This window comes from Actinomyces minihominis, from assembly GCF_900187855.1.
In the GTDB taxonomy this organism is placed as follows: Bacteria; Actinomycetota; Actinomycetes; order Actinomycetales; family Actinomycetaceae; genus Scrofimicrobium; species Scrofimicrobium minihominis.
The window spans coordinates 44,285-60,606 of the sequence record NZ_FYEG01000004.1 but is presented as its reverse complement, the minus strand read 5'-3'; the positions used below and the strand labels follow the sequence as shown (position 1 = coordinate 60,606).

At 61.8% G+C, this 16,322-nt stretch carries 13 protein-coding genes and 3 tRNA genes; 12 read left to right on the top strand and 4 right to left on the bottom strand.

Features of this window, described 5'->3' with window-relative positions:
- The first annotated feature begins 78 nt into the window (after positions 1-78).
- Positions 79-1,143: a lipoate-protein ligase small subunit gene (gene lplB / locus CS903_RS05720; RefSeq protein ID WP_099332596.1), complete on the top strand. Its 1,065-nt coding sequence runs from the start codon at positions 79-81 to the stop codon at positions 1,141-1,143.
- An 8-nt stretch (positions 1,144-1,151) separates the two neighbouring features.
- Here lplB and CS903_RS05715 read toward each other — a convergent pair whose 3' ends face one another.
- A complete protein-coding gene (locus CS903_RS05715) occupies positions 1,152-3,863 on the bottom strand; it encodes a DEAD/DEAH box helicase (RefSeq protein ID WP_099332595.1) in 2,712 nt (903 codons plus the stop codon).
- Between the two features lie 123 nt (positions 3,864-3,986).
- On the opposite strand from CS903_RS05715, the gene CS903_RS05710 reads away from it, so the two are divergent.
- Positions 3,987-4,763: a fumarylacetoacetate hydrolase family protein gene (locus CS903_RS05710; RefSeq protein ID WP_099332594.1), complete on the top strand. Its 777-nt coding sequence runs from the start codon at positions 3,987-3,989 to the stop codon at positions 4,761-4,763.
- On the opposite strand, the gene CS903_RS05705 is transcribed toward CS903_RS05710, so the two are convergent.
- Positions 4,760-5,947: a MalY/PatB family protein gene (locus tag CS903_RS05705; protein WP_099332593.1), complete on the bottom strand. Its 1,188-nt coding sequence runs from the start codon at positions 5,945-5,947 to the stop codon at positions 4,760-4,762. The genes CS903_RS05710 and CS903_RS05705 overlap by 4 nt on opposite strands.
- A gap of 151 nt (positions 5,948-6,098) precedes the next feature.
- Between CS903_RS05705 and gltX the strand changes: the two genes are divergently transcribed.
- The 5 genes from gltX to CS903_RS05680 all read left to right on the top strand — a co-directional run bounded on the left by gltX (position 6,099) and on the right by CS903_RS05680 (position 9,323).
- Positions 6,099-7,598 (top strand): glutamate--tRNA ligase, encoded by a 1,500-nt coding sequence (gene gltX, locus CS903_RS05700; RefSeq protein WP_099332663.1) that lies wholly within the window; start codon positions 6,099-6,101, stop codon positions 7,596-7,598.
- Positions 7,599-7,731: 133 nt separating this feature from the next.
- A tRNA-Gln gene (locus CS903_RS05695) sits at positions 7,732-7,803 on the top strand.
- 29 nt (positions 7,804-7,832) lie between these two features.
- Positions 7,833-7,905: transfer RNA gene (locus CS903_RS05690), tRNA-Glu, on the top strand.
- A gap of 39 nt (positions 7,906-7,944) precedes the next feature.
- A tRNA-Glu gene (locus tag CS903_RS05685) sits at positions 7,945-8,020 on the top strand.
- Between the two features lie 58 nt (positions 8,021-8,078).
- Positions 8,079-9,323 (top strand): glycosyltransferase family 4 protein, encoded by a 1,245-nt coding sequence (locus tag CS903_RS05680; RefSeq protein WP_099332592.1) that lies wholly within the window; start codon positions 8,079-8,081, stop codon positions 9,321-9,323.
- A gap of 20 nt (positions 9,324-9,343) precedes the next feature.
- Here the strand turns inward: CS903_RS05680 and CS903_RS05675 are convergent, their stop codons facing one another.
- The gene (locus CS903_RS05675) at positions 9,344-10,081 is read right to left on the bottom strand and encodes an IclR family transcriptional regulator (RefSeq protein ID WP_099332591.1); all 738 of its coding nucleotides are present in this window, start codon (positions 10,079-10,081) and stop codon (positions 9,344-9,346) included.
- A 172-nt stretch (positions 10,082-10,253) separates the two neighbouring features.
- On the opposite strand from CS903_RS05675, the gene leuC reads away from it, so the two are divergent.
- The 5 genes from leuC to CS903_RS05650 all read left to right on the top strand — a co-directional run bounded on the left by leuC (position 10,254) and on the right by CS903_RS05650 (position 15,580).
- Positions 10,254-11,720, top strand: coding sequence for a 3-isopropylmalate dehydratase large subunit (leuC, locus tag CS903_RS05670; protein ID WP_099332590.1), 1,467 nt, complete (start codon positions 10,254-10,256; stop codon positions 11,718-11,720).
- A 2-nt stretch (positions 11,721-11,722) separates the two neighbouring features.
- Entirely contained in the window at positions 11,723-12,310 is a 588-nt protein-coding gene (gene leuD / locus CS903_RS05665) for a 3-isopropylmalate dehydratase small subunit (protein WP_099332589.1), read from the top strand.
- Between the two features lie 101 nt (positions 12,311-12,411).
- Positions 12,412-13,770: a UDP-N-acetylglucosamine 1-carboxyvinyltransferase gene (gene murA / locus CS903_RS05660; RefSeq protein ID WP_099332588.1), complete on the top strand. Its 1,359-nt coding sequence runs from the start codon at positions 12,412-12,414 to the stop codon at positions 13,768-13,770.
- A gap of 14 nt (positions 13,771-13,784) precedes the next feature.
- Positions 13,785-14,690, top strand: a complete 906-nt coding sequence (locus tag CS903_RS05655) for a diacylglycerol/lipid kinase family protein (RefSeq protein WP_099332587.1) — start codon at positions 13,785-13,787, stop codon at positions 14,688-14,690.
- A 53-nt stretch (positions 14,691-14,743) separates the two neighbouring features.
- A complete protein-coding gene (locus tag CS903_RS05650) occupies positions 14,744-15,580 on the top strand; it encodes a lysophospholipid acyltransferase family protein (protein WP_099332586.1) in 837 nt (278 codons plus the stop codon).
- A 3-nt stretch (positions 15,581-15,583) separates the two neighbouring features.
- Here the strand turns inward: CS903_RS05650 and CS903_RS05645 are convergent, their stop codons facing one another.
- The gene (locus CS903_RS05645) at positions 15,584-16,288 is read right to left on the bottom strand and encodes an AMIN-like domain-containing (lipo)protein (RefSeq protein ID WP_099332585.1); all 705 of its coding nucleotides are present in this window, start codon (positions 16,286-16,288) and stop codon (positions 15,584-15,586) included.
- Positions 16,289-16,322: the final 34 nt, after the last annotated feature.

The following is a 16,322-nucleotide window of genomic DNA, read 5'->3' as shown; positions in this document are numbered from 1 at the left end:
ACTCGTAACATAAGGTGCATCATGGTGGCACTCTGAATGCTCAGGCACGTGGGCGAATGGGGGGAATGGGGTTTGGCAATGCACGGTGAGTACAAGGAACCTGGGGCAAAACTGGTGGTCGTGGACCTCGAGGACGAGGTTGGTGCCGATGGGGTTGCCGTGGTTCGAAATGTCAAGATCTCCGGTGACTTCTTTGCCGAACCCGATGATGTTATCTTCCGCATCCAGGATGCTCTGGAGGGGATTCCGACCTCGTCCACCGGCTCGCAGATCGCGGCTCTGGTTGAGAAGACGGTTTCCCCGGGGGACGTCCTCTTCGGAGTCAGTCCCCACGGTATCGGGGTGGCATTCAGGCGGGCGCTGGGGGCTGCCATCGACTGGGACGACCTCGACCTAGAGGTGATTCACGGCCCTTCTGTTTCCCCGGTCATGAACGTGGCGTTGGATGAGACCCTGGTTGAGGACGTGGCGGCCGGGCGACGCAAGCCCTTCATGCGCATTTGGGAATGGGACTCACCCCAGATTGTCATTGGTTCATTCCAGAGCTTCGAGAATGAGATCAACTCCGAGGGGATAGAGAAGCACGGCATCACGGTGTCGCGGCGGGTCTCCGGCGGGGGAGCCATGTTCATGGAACCGGGCAACTGCATCACCTACTCGCTGGTGGTGCCCACCTCCCTGGTTGATGGCATGTCATTCCAGGATTCGTATGAGTTCCTGGACCAGTGGGTGATGGCGGCACTTGAGAGGGTGGGCGTCAAAGCCTTTTATGTCCCACTAAATGACATTGCTTCCTCGGCGGGAAAGATCGGTGGGGCAGCACAGAAGCGCTGGGCTAACGGTTACATGCTGCATCACGTCACCATGTCCTACGACATCGACGCCGTGAAGATGATGGAGTGCCTGCGCATTGGCAAAGAGAAGATCCGCGATAAGGGTCTTCGCTCCGCCAGCAAGCGGGTGGATCCCATGCGTAGCCAGACCGGCATGGAACGGGAAGCGATCATCGAGGTCTTCATCGATCAGTTCAAGACCCTCTATCAGGCGTCAGACGGCGAACTTACCGCAGACGACCTCGAGAAGGCTGAGGAACGGGTGACGGAAAAGTTCGGAACTGAAGAATGGATCCACCGCGTCCCCTGACTCGATCTTTAACTGAGTGAAGCGAATGACGTCGTCCGCAGGACGATGGTGTTGTTGACAAGGGCCTCGGGAACATCGAGGACGGCGGTGAGGCGCCACGCCCCACTGTCCTCGGGGTCCGAGACGATCTGCCTGACCACCCACCAGTTGCGATCCTCGGTTGCCGTCAGCGGCACCTGCTCCGGGTCTTCGATGCCGAAGGCGTCGAGGACGGCGTCCTCCTCGGGGCTCTCGAGCATCTCGAACAGCTCAGCGGCTCGGGCCTGCTGATCGATTCGCATCCACTCAAACTCATCCCAGTAGGGATCCAGGGCGCTCTCAAATCGTGCCTGATCCCAGGGTGAACCCTCTGGTTCGGCAGCGGCAAGGCGCGTGCAGTTGTCCCGCGACAACAGTTCCACTCGGCGGAACATCTCATTGCGGACGGCGGTGCGCAGGGCGTGGCGGTTGGTGGAAAAGCGGATCTGGCCGTCCTCGCCCTCACCGAAGGCACGCTCGGAGCCCTCGGCGCCGGTGTCGTCCGCCCGGCTGAGTGACTGGAGTTCGGTGCCACTGACGCGCGCCTCCATCATCTGCTGCCACTCGGCCAGCAGCGAGGTGTCGACCGAGGTCAGCAGTTCGCCCAGCCAGTCGATGATTCCCTGCACCTCATCGGTTTGGTAGTGGGCGGGCAGGATCTGCCGCAGTGCCTTGTAGGTGTCCGAAAGGTAGCGCAGCACGACACCCTCAGAGTTGTTGAGGTCGTAGCGTCCCACCAGGAGGGAGAACGTGAGGCCGTCCTCAACCATCTCTCGAACCACTCTTTTGGGGGAGGGCTCGTGGCCTTTGACCCAGGGGTTGGTCTGGGCGAAGGTGGTGAATGATGGCTTGATGATCTCTTCCAGGGGCTTTGGCCAAGAGATCTCAGCGAGGGCGTCCCGGCGCTGCTCGTAGTCCAGTCCCTCTTCACGCATGGTTTGGAAGGCGCGGTCTCGCGCCATGCGCTGCTGGGCGTAGAGAAGCTGGCGGGGGTCCTCCATGACGGACTCGATGACCGAAACCACGTCGATGGCAAAGGTGGGGGACTCGGGGTCAAGGAGGTCGAGGGCGGCCAGCGCGAATGGAGCTAGCGGTTGGTTGAGGGCGAAGTCATCGGGCAGATCCCGGACTACCTTGATGGCGGAACCACCCTCACGCTGCCCCTTGGGAACCCGTTCGATGAGGCCGGCCTGCAGTAGGGAGCGGTAGATATCCCCGAACTCGCGCAGGAAGCGGTTGGACGCGGCCTCCTCCGCACCGACATGCGCGGAGTCCGCGGCATCTCGTCCCAGCCGTAGCAGACGCGCTTCGGGGTTACCCGGTCCCGCAAGAACGTTGAGGAAGACCGAGTGGCTGGTGTGAAAGCGGGGGCGAAGTACTTCCGGTTGGGCTTCCGTGAGACGCTCAAATGTGGCCTTGGTCCACGACAGTTCCCCCTGCTTCTTCGGGGCGAGGCCGCGCTTGGCCATCTTCTTCTGCTTCTTCCTATCACCGGCCTCCTGCGCTGCGGTCATGCGGGCGCGGCGGGCCAGCGATTCAATCTCTTCGGGGGCGGCAAGGGCTTTGACATAGCCGATGGTGTCGAAGCCGGGTCGGCCGGCACGCCCCGCAATCTGGTGGAACTCGCGCGCTGACAGGTGCCTCATTCGGGCCCCGTCATATTTGACCAGGGAGGTGAAGAGGACACAGCGGATCGGGACATTGATGCCGACTCCGAGGGTGTCGGTGCCGCAGATAACCTGGAGAAGTCCACGCTGGGCCAGACGTTCCACCAGGCGCCGGTAACGTGGCAGCATTCCGGCGTGGTGGACGGCGATGCCCTTGAGTAGCAGTTCACGGAGGGTTTTACCGAAGCCCCGCGCCAGCTCGACCCCGCGCAGAGCCGCCTGGATTTCTGAGCGGATGTCTTTGGGGAGGTCGAGTGTGCGACTGAGTGAGACGGCGGTCTTCACGGCATCATTCTGGGTGAAGTGAACGACGTAGATGGGGGAGCGAGACTCTTTGATGAGGCGCTCCACGACGGGACCGAGTTCATCCACCAGGTACTCATACTCAAGGGGGACCGGGCGCTGCGCGTCTGAGATCAGTGAGGTTTCACGGCCGGTGCGCTCTTTGAGGTCAGCTGCGATCTGACTGGTGTCTCCGAGGGTGGCAGAGAGGAAGACGAACTGGGGGGCTGGAAGCTCAAGCAGGGGGACCTGCCAGGCCCAGCCGCGCTGGGGGTCACCGTAGAAGTGGAACTCGTCCATGATCACCATGTCGCAGTCCAAACCCTCCCCCTCGCGTAGCGATTGGTTGGAAAGGATCTCTGCGGTGCAACAGATGATGGGGGCCAGGGGGTTGAGGGCGACATCGCCGGTGACCATGCCGACATTCGCGGCACCAAAGGCATCGACCAGTTCAAAGAACTTTTCGGATACCAGGGCCTTGAGGGGGGCGGTGTAGTAGGAACGTCCCCCGCGGGCCAGAGAGATGAAGTGGGCCGCAAGCGCAATGAGGGACTTCCCAGACCCGGTCGGTGTCTGCGCGATGACGTGGTTGCCGTCGAGCAGTTCCAGCAGCGCGTCCTCCTGGTGGGGATAGAGGGGGCGACCCGATTCCTCCGCCCAGTCGGCGAAGGCTTCGTAGAGGTCGTCGATGCTCTCGGACAGTCCTTCGTCCTCAAGTTGATCGAGCAGTAGGTTCAGTGTTGCGGCAGCCATTCCCCGATCATCCCACGTCGGGTGATCCCGGTGTTGGGTCCCGTGCTTTGCAGGTGGTGCGCCCCGGGCGAAAGCGCCCTCACTTTCGTAATGTGGACCCGGGTTCGTGGCTAGAATCGCGTCATGCGTATTGTGCGATTCTCAGATGGTTCTTCCCCCAAGTACGGCTTCATCAAAGATGATTCGACGCGGATCTTCGGACTGCGTGGCGACCCCCTGTTCAACCAGATTGAACTGAGCGGAGAGGTGTTTGAACTGGACGAGGTTCGCCTGCTCTCTCCGGTGATTCCCCGTTCCAAGGTGGTTGGTGTCGGGCGCAACTATGCGGCGCATGTTGCTGAGATGGGGGCTGAGGTTCCCTCGGAGCCAGTCTTTTTCATCAAACCGAACACCTCTGTGATCGGTCCGGATGATCCCATTGTGCTTCCCCGGTGGTCGAACCATGTTGAACCCGAGGGTGAACTGGCAGTCATTATCAAGACGGTGGCCAAGGACCTGAACCCGGAGGATGTCGATGATGTCGTCTTCGGTTACACCATCGGTAACGATGTCTCTGCCCGTGACAAGCAGAAGCTGGATGGTCAGTGGACCCGCGCCAAGGGCTTTGATTCCGCCTGCCCGCTGGGGCCCTGGGTGGTGGTAGACCCGGAGCTTGACGTCGATAACTTGCGTATCACCACCACCGTCAACGGTGAGGTTCGTCAGGATGATTCGACCTCGTCAATGATCGTCGGGGTGCGCGACCTGATTGTGGCAGCTTCGCAGGTATTCACGCTGCTGCCGGGGGACGTCATCCTCACGGGTACCCCGGCTGGCGTGGCGCCGATTCAGGCGGGGGATCGGGTCAGTATTGAGATCGAGGGGATCGGCACTCTGACCAACCCTGTTCTGCGCCGCTAGTTTCCCTTCTGGGCGAGGTCGACGATGGCCTTGACGACCTTCGCCCAGGGCTGCGGTGACATGGCAGCGTTGACTCGAATCCAGCGCTCGTAGCCCCGACCTAATGAGGTGCCGCCGTTGACACCGACGCGGTAGTTTTCGCGAAGAAGAGTGGCCGGATCCTCTATGCCTTCGATGTTTTCAAACCCGATCCACGTCAGGTAGGTGGCTTCGGGGCGGAAGTAGTCGAGGCCGGTTCCGCTGAGCGCTTCTCCCAGCAGGTCGAGGTTGGCGTTGATCTGGGTGATCGCCTGACCCAACCACTCGTCAGAGGAGAGGTAGGCGGGGACTGCTGCGAGCAGGCCGAGGGCGGCCGGATACCCGAAGGCTCCCTTGGGGGCCGCTAGGTATTTTTCGCGCAGCTGGGCATCCGGAATGATCACCTGGGCGCAGTTCAATCCTGCGATGTTCCAGCCCTTTGAGGCCGAGACGGCGGTGACGGCATGTTTCGCGTAGCTGGGGCCCAGTGAGGCATAGGAGACGAAGTTGCCGGGATCGTCGAGGACGAGGGGAGAATGCACCTCATCCGCGAAAACCAGGGCGTCGTACTTGGAGACAACATCGTGGAGGGCGCGCAACTCTTCTATCGAGAGGTTCCTGCCCGTGGGGTTCCAGGGGTTGCAGAGGATGACCAGGCCCGCGCCAGCTTTGAGTCCGTCCTCAATCCCCTTTAGGTCCAGTGACCACGCTTCGGTTGCGTCAGCTGCATTTTCGCAGTGGAGGGAGGGGACCTCGATGACCTCGCGGCCGTGCTCAACGGGAATGGTCAGGAAGGGCATGTAGGCCGGGGTTGGGACAATGACGGCCGAACCGGGGCGGGTGAGGAACTCGATTGTCGCCCTCATTGCACTGAGTACCGAGGGCGCCACATCAACCCATCCCTCTTTGATGACCCAGCCGAAGCGTCGGTCCTGCAGTTCTACCAGTGCGGTCTTGACCGCCTCCCGTGCCCAGTTTGGGGGGTAGCCAAAGAAGCCCTGGTCGATCGCTTTGCGAAGCCTGGCTTCGACGGCGGGGGAGGTTCCGAAGTCCATTTCGGCAACCCAGGCTCCCAGTGTCGATTCGCCACCTGTCGTCGTCACACCTGACCACTTCTGGGTCCCAGCTTCCGTTAACTCGGCCTCACTTGGTGTCCACAGGGTCATTTCTGGTCACTTCCTGTTCACTGCGCAACGGGTACCCACCTATCTTCGCACTCAATGCGGGTCGAGGGAGGACCCCGGTGTGACCGGCTGCGTTGAGGCCCACATCTTCCGCAGTATGGAGCGCCTCACGGCGGCGGTAAGCTGGTTCATCATGACTACTTCTGTTTCCGACGGACCTAAGGTCCGTGTGCGTTTCTGCCCGTCTCCAACCGGAACCCCCCACGTCGGGATGGTCCGCACCGCCCTGTTTAACTGGGCCTACGCGCGTCACACGGGGGGCACATTCGTCTTCCGCATCGAAGACACCGACGCTGCTCGGGACTCCGAAGAGTCATTTGAGCAAATTATTGAGTCGATGCGCTGGCTCGGCCTCGACTGGGATGAGGGCGTTGGGGTGGGTGGACCCCACGGTCCCTACCGCCAGTCGGAGCGGATGGATATCTACCGGGATGTGGCGCGGAAACTGCTTGAGGGCGGTTATGCGTACGAGTCGTTTTCGACCCCCGAAGAGGTCGAGGAGCGTCACCGCGCCGCCGGACGCAACCCGAAGCTGGGCTACGACGGTTTTGACCGCGACCTCACCGACGAGCAGAAGGCTGCTTTCCGTGCCGAGGGACGCGAACCCGTCATTCGTATTCGCATGCCTGATGAGGACGTCACTTTCAATGATCTGATTCGCGGTGAGGTGACGTTCAAGCCGGGTTCCGTGCCGGATTACGTCATCGTTCGCGCCAATGGGGACCCGCTCTACACCCTGGTTAACCCGGTTGATGATGCCCTCATGGACATCACTCACGTCCTGCGGGGTGAAGATCTGCTCTCCTCCACGCCGCGCCAGGTTGTCCTGATGAAGGCCCTGGTTGAGCTGGGGGTTGCGAAGTACACCCCGCTTTACGGTCACCTGCCCTACGTGATGGGAGAGGGCAACAAGAAGCTCTCTAAGCGCGACCCGGAGTCGAACCTGCTGCTGCACCGTGAGAACGGAATGATTGCAGAGGGGCTGCTGAACTACCTGTCGCTGCTGGGCTGGGCGATCAGCCCAGACGAGGACATCTTCTCGATGGAAGAAATGGTGGCGGCCTTTGACATCAAGGATGTCAACCCGAACCCGGCCCGTTTTGATATCAAAAAGTGCACGGCGATTAACGCCACGCACATTCGATTGCTTGAGTCTGAGGACTTCCGCGCTCGCCTGGCGCCTTTCCTGCATCGCGCCTCCCTGGTCAGTGCGGAACGTTTCGAGGACCTGCTTCCTGAGGAGCAGCGCATCCTCACCGCGGCTGCCCCCCTGGTGCAGACCCGGATGCAGGTGTTGGGGGAAGCCCCGGATTTGCTGGGGTTCCTCTTCACCCTTGACGAGCAGATTGTCATTGCGGATGATGCGCGCAAGCAGCTCAAAGAGGATGCTCCCGAAGTTCTCCAGGCCACCATTGAGGCCCTGGAGCCGATCCCAGCCGATGAGTTTACGGCTGAGAAGATCCAGGAGGCGCTCAACGTGGCCCTGATCGAAGGCCTGGGCTTGAAGCCGCGCTTTGCCTTCACCCCGCCCCGTGTCGCCCTCACCGGTCGCCGCATTTCGCCACCCCTGTTTGAGTCAATGGAGATCCTCGGTAAGGACGCTTCCCTGACCCGTTTCAGGAACTTCTCCTAGTGGAAGGGGCGCCCCCTCAAGGGGGCGCTTCACCCTTCTAGCGACATGTGCCACAAGTCGAGTTTTTGATTTGAGTGCGGGTTACTGGTTCGGGTAATCTTCTATTTCGCTGGTCCTCAACGGCCAGCAACCTTGGGGTATGGTGTAATTGGCAGCACGAGAGATTCTGATTCTTTTAGTCTAGGTTCGAGTCCTAGTACCCCAGCGGATCTAACTTTTGGTTAGTTCTTCCTGGCTCCCATCGTCTAGCGGCCTAGGACACCGCCCTCTCACGGCGGCGACACGGGTTCAAATCCCGTTGGGAGTACAAGCGAGGTTGGTTCGGTTTTCGAAGCAGCTAAGCCGGGCCCCCATCGTCTAGCGGCCTAGGACACCGCCCTCTCACGGCGGCGACACGGGTTCAAATCCCGTTGGGGGTACCACTGCCTTGTATCAGATTTCGATACAGGGCTTTTTCTGTATCTGGCCCCAAGGAGTGCCGTGCGTATCGTTCACGTCTCTGACACGTTTGCCCCGATCATGGGTGGGATCGAAACGCAGGTGGCGCGTCTGGCCACCCAGCAGGCCCTGCAGGGACACGAGGTTATCGTCCTTACCGCTGCGATGCGTGAGCCGGCTAGGGGAATGCCCCGAAGTGTCTCTTCAGGGGTGGGTACCCTGGGGATCACCGGAACTGAGGTCGAGCTGCCCGAGGGGCTTACGGTCGATCCGGCAGATTCCCTTCCCTACACCGTGATTCGCTCAGAGTGGCAGAACCCGTTCGGGGCCCCCGTCGACCCCCACGCCCCGAAACGCTTCGTGGAACTGATCGGGCTCCTCGGCCCCGACGCGGTGCACGCCCACCTCGGGGAACTGACCCCTGTCGCCACAGCCGTCCTCGCCTCTCTCAATGACACCCCGGTTCCCGTGGTGGCCACCGTTCATTCCATCTGGTCCAAGTTCCCCACCATCCCCCTCTACAGGGGTGCGGCCCTCATGACGGGGCTGGCCGAGGCTCCGGTGTTGTGGCTGCCCAACTCAGAGCTAACTGCCTCTCGGGTGCGGGAGGTCGTCAATCCGGATTTGGTTCGTGTCCTCAACAACTCGGTTGCCCCGGAGGACTGGCGGGTGCAGCCGGTGGTTCACGACGGGCTTGTCGCCGTCACCGCCACCAGGTTCGCCCCCCGGAAGCGTGTGCCTGAACTGCTTGAAATCCTTCGCGAAGTGGGCCTGCGCCTCGGGCTCAACAACGCCGCGGAGGGCGCTGCCAAATCTCCCTCACCGCTGCGGGCTGTCATCGCGGGGGAGGGACCTGGACTGGAGCGGGCCGCCCACTTCCTGACCAAGCACGGCATGGAGCACTGGGTGGAACTGCCCGGTCGCCTCAGCAGGGACCAGCTGGTCGAACTTTACGCCACCAGTGACATCTATCTTTCTCCCAGCATCAAGGATGCCTTCTCGATCTCGGGCCTTGAGGCAAGAGCTGCCGGGCTGGCAATTTTGGCGCGCTCACAGTCGGGCTTTGGGGCAGCCGTTCTCGACGGGGTTGAGGGACGGTCCGTTCCCACGGATGAGCAGATGGTTCGGGTCCTGGTCGACTGGGTGCGTGATGAAGTCGAGGTGCGGAACTACCAGCAGCACAACCAGTCGGTGGAGATCCCCTACTCCTGGAAGAACGCCCTGCCGGCGTATGAGGCCGCCTACGAAGAAGCCGCGGCCCTCAAGAAGGAGCGCCGCGGCCGGTAGGTCTTCGTGGGGAAGCCGGATTAGAGTCCGGATTCTTCGATGCTTCGGAGGAACTCAGTGAGGCGGTTCGCCGCCGCAACCACCGCGGGGCCGTAGAGTCGTCCGGGCTGGCGACCCATGCGCTCAATCGGTCCGGAGACCGAGAGGGCGGCGATGACACGGCCGTCCAGTCCGCGCACGGGAGCTGAAACCGAAGCTACACCCGGTTCGCGTTCCCCCACCGACTGGGCCCAACCGCGGCGACGCACCTGAGACAGGGTGGTGGCGGTGAATGAGGCGCCGATGAGTCCCCGGTGCAGACGCTCCGGCTCTTCCCACGCCAGCAGAATCTGGGCCCCAGAACCAGCCTTGAGAGACAGTGTGGCGCCGACGGGAATTGAGTCGCGCAGACCGGTCTTGGGTTCTGCGGAGGCCACACAGACGCGGTAGTCGCCCTGCCAGCGGAACAGCTGCGCCGATTCCTTGGTGTGATCGCGAAGCGCCACCAGGATCGGTAGGGAAGAGGAAATCAGGCGGTCCTCACCGGCCGCCGAAGCCAATTCTTGCAGGCGTGGTCCGAGGACGAACCGACCCTGCATATCGCGCGTCACCAGGCGGTGATGCTCAAGGGCCACAGCCAGGCGGTGCGCTGTGGGGCGGGCCAGGCCAGTGGCCGCCACCAGCTGCGCTAGGGTCGCCGGGCCCCCCTCAAGGGCGCCAAGGACCATAGCGGCTTTATCGAGTACACCAACGCCACTGGAATCGCTAGTCTCGTCCATGGCTGAATACTGTCATTCCAACTAATGAGATGCAAAATCGACACAGTGTGGACAGGTCGCAAACTCTAGTGGAACGAAGGACTAGGGGCCCATAGGCCCACGTGGTTCTCAGCCAAGTCTAACCAAATCAGTACAGGCCTCGAAGAATCGTCTGGCGGAGGGGTGAACCGGTATGGCCAAAACAATGGCCGAAAAAGTGCGCGAACAGCACGTTGTCAAGAAGGGTGAGGGGAATGCTCCCGACCTTCTCTACGTCGACCTGCACTTTGTCCATGAAGTAACCAGCCCGCAGGCTTTTGAGGGACTACGACTGGCGGGACGTCCCGTGCGTCGCCCCGACCTCACCATCGCCACTGAGGACCACAACACCCCCACCAAGGACATCTTCCTGCCAATTGCCGACCTGACCTCCAGGTTGCAGATTGACACCCTGCGCCAGAATGCAGAAGAGTTCGGGGTGCGGCTGCATTCGCTGGGCGATGTTGAACAGGGCATTGTCCATGTCGTCGGTCCGCAGCTGGGTCTGACCCAGCCGGGTGCCACCATCGTCTGCGGCGACTCGCACACCTCGACCCACGGCGCCTTCGGAGCCCTTGCCTTCGGGATCGGTACCTCTGAGGTAGAGCACGTCCTCGCCACCCAGACCCTGCCTGTCATGCCGTTCAAAACCATGGCGATCACCGTTAACGGGTCGCTGAAGCCTGGGGTCACCTCCAAGGACATCATCCTGGCCGTGATTGCCAAGATCGGTACGGGTGGGGGAGCAGGGTACGTCCTCGAATACCGCGGTCAGGCGATTCGGGAACTGTCGATGGAAGCCCGCATGACCATCTGCAACATGTCGATTGAGGCCGGGGCCCGTGCCGGCATGATCGCCCCGGATGAGACGACGTTTGAGTTCATCAAGGGGCGCCCGCACGCCCCGGTGGGTGAGGACTGGGACGCGGCGGTAGAGAACTGGAAGCAGCTTGCCTCCGATGAGGACGCAGTTTTTGATGCCGAGGTCGTCCTCGACGCCGCCGACATCGAACCCTTCGTCACCTGGGGGACCAACCCGGGTCAGGGAGTCCCCCTGTCGGGTGAGGTGCCCGACCCCGACTCTTTCGCAGACCCCATCGACCGTTCGGCGGCGCAGCGCGCCCTCGCCTACATGGACCTGGCTCCCGGCACCAAGATGCGGGACATCCCGGTCGACGTGGTGTTCCTGGGTTCCTGCACCAACGCCCGCATCGAAGACCTGCGGATGGCCGCAGCCGTCCTCAAGGGCCAGAAGAAGGCCGACAGTATTGAGATGCTGGTGGTACCTGGTTCACAGCGCGTCAAGCTCCAGGCTGAGGAAGAGGGTCTGGACAAGATCTTCACCGATTTCGGTGCGGAGTGGCGCAGCGCGGGCTGCTCAATGTGTTTGGGGATGAACCCCGATCAGCTTCAGCCGGGCCAGCGCAGCGCCTCGACCTCGAACCGCAACTACGAGGGGCGTCAGGGACGCGATGCCCGCACCCACCTGGTTTCGCCGCTGGTCGCGGCGGCAACCGCTATCCGGGGCACGCTGTCCAGCCCGGCCGACCTCGATGTCATCCCGCCGGGGGCGCAACTGGGGGCAGAGTACGCCACAAGTAAAACCGGAGAGGCGAAGTAGGCATGGAAAAGATCAGCACTCACAGGGGCATCGGTGTCCCACTGCGACGATCGAATGTCGATACTGACCAGATCATCCCCGCCGTTTTTCTGAAGCGGATTACGAGGACGGGTTTCGAGGACGCACTGTTCTCGGCGTGGCGGAAAGATCCGGCCTTCGTCCTCAACGATCCCGTTTACGCCCGAGGTTCGGTGCTGGTAGCCGGACCGGATTTTGGTACCGGATCCTCGCGTGAGCACGCGGTCTGGGCGCTGAAGGACTACGGTTTCCGCGTCGTCCTCGCCCCCAAGTTTGGGGATATCTTCCGTTCCAACTCAGGAAAGCAGGGCCTGGTGGCCGGCGTGATCTCGCAGGAGGACTGCGAGGCGCTGTGGAAGCTGATGGAGACGGAGCCTGGGACTGAGCTGGAAGTCTCCCTCGAAGGCCGCACGGTCAAAGCCGGGGGAGCCACCTACCCGTTCGAGATTGATGACTACACCCGCTGGCGCCTCATGGAGGGGCTGGACGACATCGGTCTGACCCTGCGCGCCGAGGGCGATATCTCTGCTTTCGAGGCCGAAAGACCAAGCTGGAAGCCAAAAACGCTGTAGGGCTGATCAGCTTTTGGCCAAGTGTGCCGCTTCTCTACAGGCGGGCCTTCGAACAGGCGGTAAACTCGCTCCTATCTCGGCTCACGAATAGGGAGTTCCTCTTGCAAAAGACTGACACGGCTCTTAGTTCAACTGCCCCCAGCGGTAAGGTTCTGAGGGTTGAGGGCGGAAGCCCGCTTTACGGAACGATTTCTGTAAGGGGGGCGAAGAACTTCGTCCCCAAGGCAATGGTTGCCTCTCTGCTGGGTCATTCGCCGTCGCAGCTGCGCAACGTTCCGCTGATTCGTGACGTTGATGTGGTTCGTGACATGCTGAACCTGCACGGTGTGGATGTGATCTTTGATGAGGAAGAGGGCGTCATGATCCTCGACCCCTCCCACGTCGATGCCGCCACCCCCACCGAGATTGATGCGCTATCGGGATCCTCGCGGATTCCCATTCTCTTTTGTGGCCCGCTGCTGCACCGCCTGGGTGAGGCGTTCATCCCTGAGCTGGGTGGCTGCGTCATCGGTGACCGCCCCATTGACTTCCACCTGGAGACGCTGCGTCGTTTTGGCGCCGAGGTCGAGAAGACCTCCGAGGGTATCCGCCTCACCGCCCCTGCGGGCGGCCTCAAGGGCACCCAGATCAACCTGCCCTACCCGTCCGTCGGCGCAACGGAGCAGACCCTGCTGACGGCTGTCATGGCCCAGGGCATCACCACGCTGACGGGCGCGGCCATTGAGCCAGAGATCATGGACCTGATCAACGTCCTGCAGAAGATGGGTGCCATCATTTCGGTTGACACCGACCGCACCATCCGTATCGAGGGGGTGGAGCGCCTCGAGGGTTACTCTCACACCGCCCTGCCGGACCGGATTGAGGCAGCCTCCTGGGGTTCGGCCGCTCTGGCCACCCGCGGCGACGTCTTTGTGCGTGGGGCCCACCAGCCGGACATGATCACCTTCCTCAACACCTTCCGCAAGGTCGGTGGCGCATTCGATGTGGAAGAGGACGGAATCCGCTTCTACCACCCGGGCGGTTCGCTGAAGCCAATCGTCCTCGAAACCAATGTTCACCCCGGATTCATGACCGACTGGCAGCAGCCGCTGGTCGTGGCTCTAACGCAGGCCGATGGGCTTTCGATCGTTCATGAAACGGTCTATGAGAACCGCTTTGGTTTCGTCACCGCACTGCGCAAGATGGGCGCCAACATTCAGGTTTATACCGAGTGTGTGGGTTCGGCGCCCTGCCGTTTCCAGGCCAAGAACTTCCACCACTCCGCAGTTATTTCCGGCCCCACCCCGCTGCACGGCGCCGACATCACGGTCCCGGACCTGCGGGGCGGCTTCAGCCACCTGATTGCAGCCCTAGCCGCTGAGGGCGTCTCCCATGTCTCTGGGATTGACGTTATTTCCCGCGGCTACGAGCACTTCATGTCGAAACTGCTCAAGCTGCACGCGAAGGTTGAGTACGTGTGACCCGACCAAGAGAAATGACACTTTTGGTGTCGTCCGTTTCGGCGCGCGGTCATGCCCTGCGGGTCGGCCGGGAAGTGGTTACAGCACTTCGGGACGGAGGCTGGGAAGTCAAAGTCCACGTCACCACCAACGAGCATGATGTCGAACGCCTGACCCGACTCAGCTCCACCTACTATGTCGGTGCGCTGGGCGGGGACGGCTACATCTCCGCCGCTGCCTCAGGACGCGTCGGTCACAGCGGCGTCCTCATCCCCTTCCCGGGGGGTCGCGGCAACGACCTGTGCCGCTACCTCGGCATCGGGGCGGATGCGGTGAAGTGGGCTAAACGCCTCGGCGCTGCTGAGCCGGAGACGATTGCGCTGTGGACGAGGCCACTGGACGGCATCGAGGTGACCAGCGCACTGGGCACCAAGATCGCCCTCGGTATCGTCTCTCTGGGGATCGACGCGGTAGCCAACCAGGTGGCTAACGATTCTTGGCTGCGATCGGGTCCCATGGCGTACGCGTGGGGGGCCACGGTCGGCTTTGCGGGCAAGTTCAAGGCCCAGCCGATTGAAGCTCGTATCGACGATGTTCCAGTCGACCTGGGCGGATGGCTCACTTCTATCTCCAACACCGGATGGTTTGGAGGCGGAGTGAACCTGCTGCCGCAGTCCCGCGCCGACGACGGCAAACTGGAAGTCATCAACGTTGAGCGGGTTTCCAGGTTCAAGGCTTTGCCACTGCTGACACGCGCCCTCGTCCAGAGGGGAGTGGAGACCCCGCTGATCCGCGTTATCAGTGGACGAAAGATTGAGATGACACGCCCGGTGGGAATGCCCGTCCTCGCCGATGGTGACAAGATTGGCGAGCTGCCGATGACAGTGAGGGTCATCCCGGACGCACTGACGGTGCTGGCTCCGGGGCGTAAACCTGCCTGAAGCCGGCGGATAGTGGATAGTTAATCGGTAGGACGCGTAAGTAGGAGGTCGCAGTGACGCAAAAGGGTGCACGTCCCCGCAAGGGCAACATCAAGGGCATGTATCGCTTCGGCTACCACGTCCTCAAACCGGTGGTGAACCTGCTGTCGAGGCCGCAGTGGTACGGGGTAGAGAACCTGCCGAAAGAGGGCGCCTTCATCCTGGCCCCGAACCACATGTCGAACTTTGACCCGGTCTCCATGGGTTACTTCATGGCGGACAACGGGTATGAGGTGCGATTCCTGGCCAAGCACTCCCTGTTCAAGGTCCCGGTGATCGGCCCGTTCTTCCGCTGGTGGGGGATGATCCCCGTCATGCGTGATTCGGCGGAGGCCACGGATGCGCTGAAGTACGCCCGCGCAGCCCTTGATGCCGGTGACGTGGTGGGAATCTACTTTGAGGGCACGCTGACCCGTGATCCCGCGTTCTGGCCGATGAAGGGCAAAACCGGATTGGCCCGCCTCGCCCTCGACACCCGCATCCCGATTGTCCCCGTGGTCCAGTGGGGCGCGCAGGACATCATGGACCGTTACGCCGGCCTGTCACTGCACCGCCGACGCCCCGGCCTCTTCATCCGGGTCCTGCCCCCGATTGACTTTTCCGATATCGAGGGCGATTCAACCAACCACGAGGGCGTCCGCGAACTGACGGCGCGCCTGCAGAAGGCCCTGGGGGACGCAAGTGAAGAACTGCGCGGTGAGGCCCAACCACTGGTGCCCTGGAACATGAAAGAGCGCGGCGGCCCCTCTAAGAATGAGCTGAAGTCGTTCTCAAAGTGGCGCCGCTCCCTGGCGAAGGCGAACCGGAAGGTTGACATCCTTCCAGCTCAGCCTTCATTTGACAGGGACTAGCTGCTACTCGGCAGAGATGTCGATGACGACTCGCAGCGGGTCGGTAAGCCAGAAGATATGGAACGGGCGCTCTTTATCAGTGCCGATCACAAACTGGCTGCGACCCTCAAAAGTTGAGTCGTAAACGGCGTTGATGACCTGTCCGGACTCAATGTCGTTGTCATCGTAGTAGTCGTCCAGTTCCTGGTCGGTCACCGGGATGGTGGTGCCGACGAGGACGAGCTGGAGGAACTTGGTTCCCGGGATGTCGACGGGGTCGCCTTTACCCTGGCTGTTGACGACATCAACGTAGCGGGCTTCCCAACCCACCGGGCCCTCGCCCGTCAGGTCAATTACGACGCGGTCGTAGCCCTTGTGCTGCCCGACCCGCAGGTCGGTGACAATGGGTTGCGTGGCCGGCATTTCGGTGGGTGTGTAGCTGGATGAAGTGACCCAGTCAGATTGGTTGACGGTCGTGTTAGGCCCGTCATTGGCGGTGTCTTCTTCTTCAAGATCACCCTTGTCGTCCTGGTCGTCATCGTCGTAGTGCTGCGACTGGGAGGTGGTGGTGCCGGAGGATTGTGTTCCGGAAGGCTCAGCATTGTTGGAATAGGTTGGCGAGGATGAGCAGCCTGCCGTTACCCCGAGCGCCAGGGCGGCAAGAGCCACCAGGGTGGTCAGGACCCGAGTCCGCTTGCGGAGGGTCGGGGTGCTACTAATTAGAGACATGATTCCTCCTCAGGAGCTACCCTTAGGTTTAGGC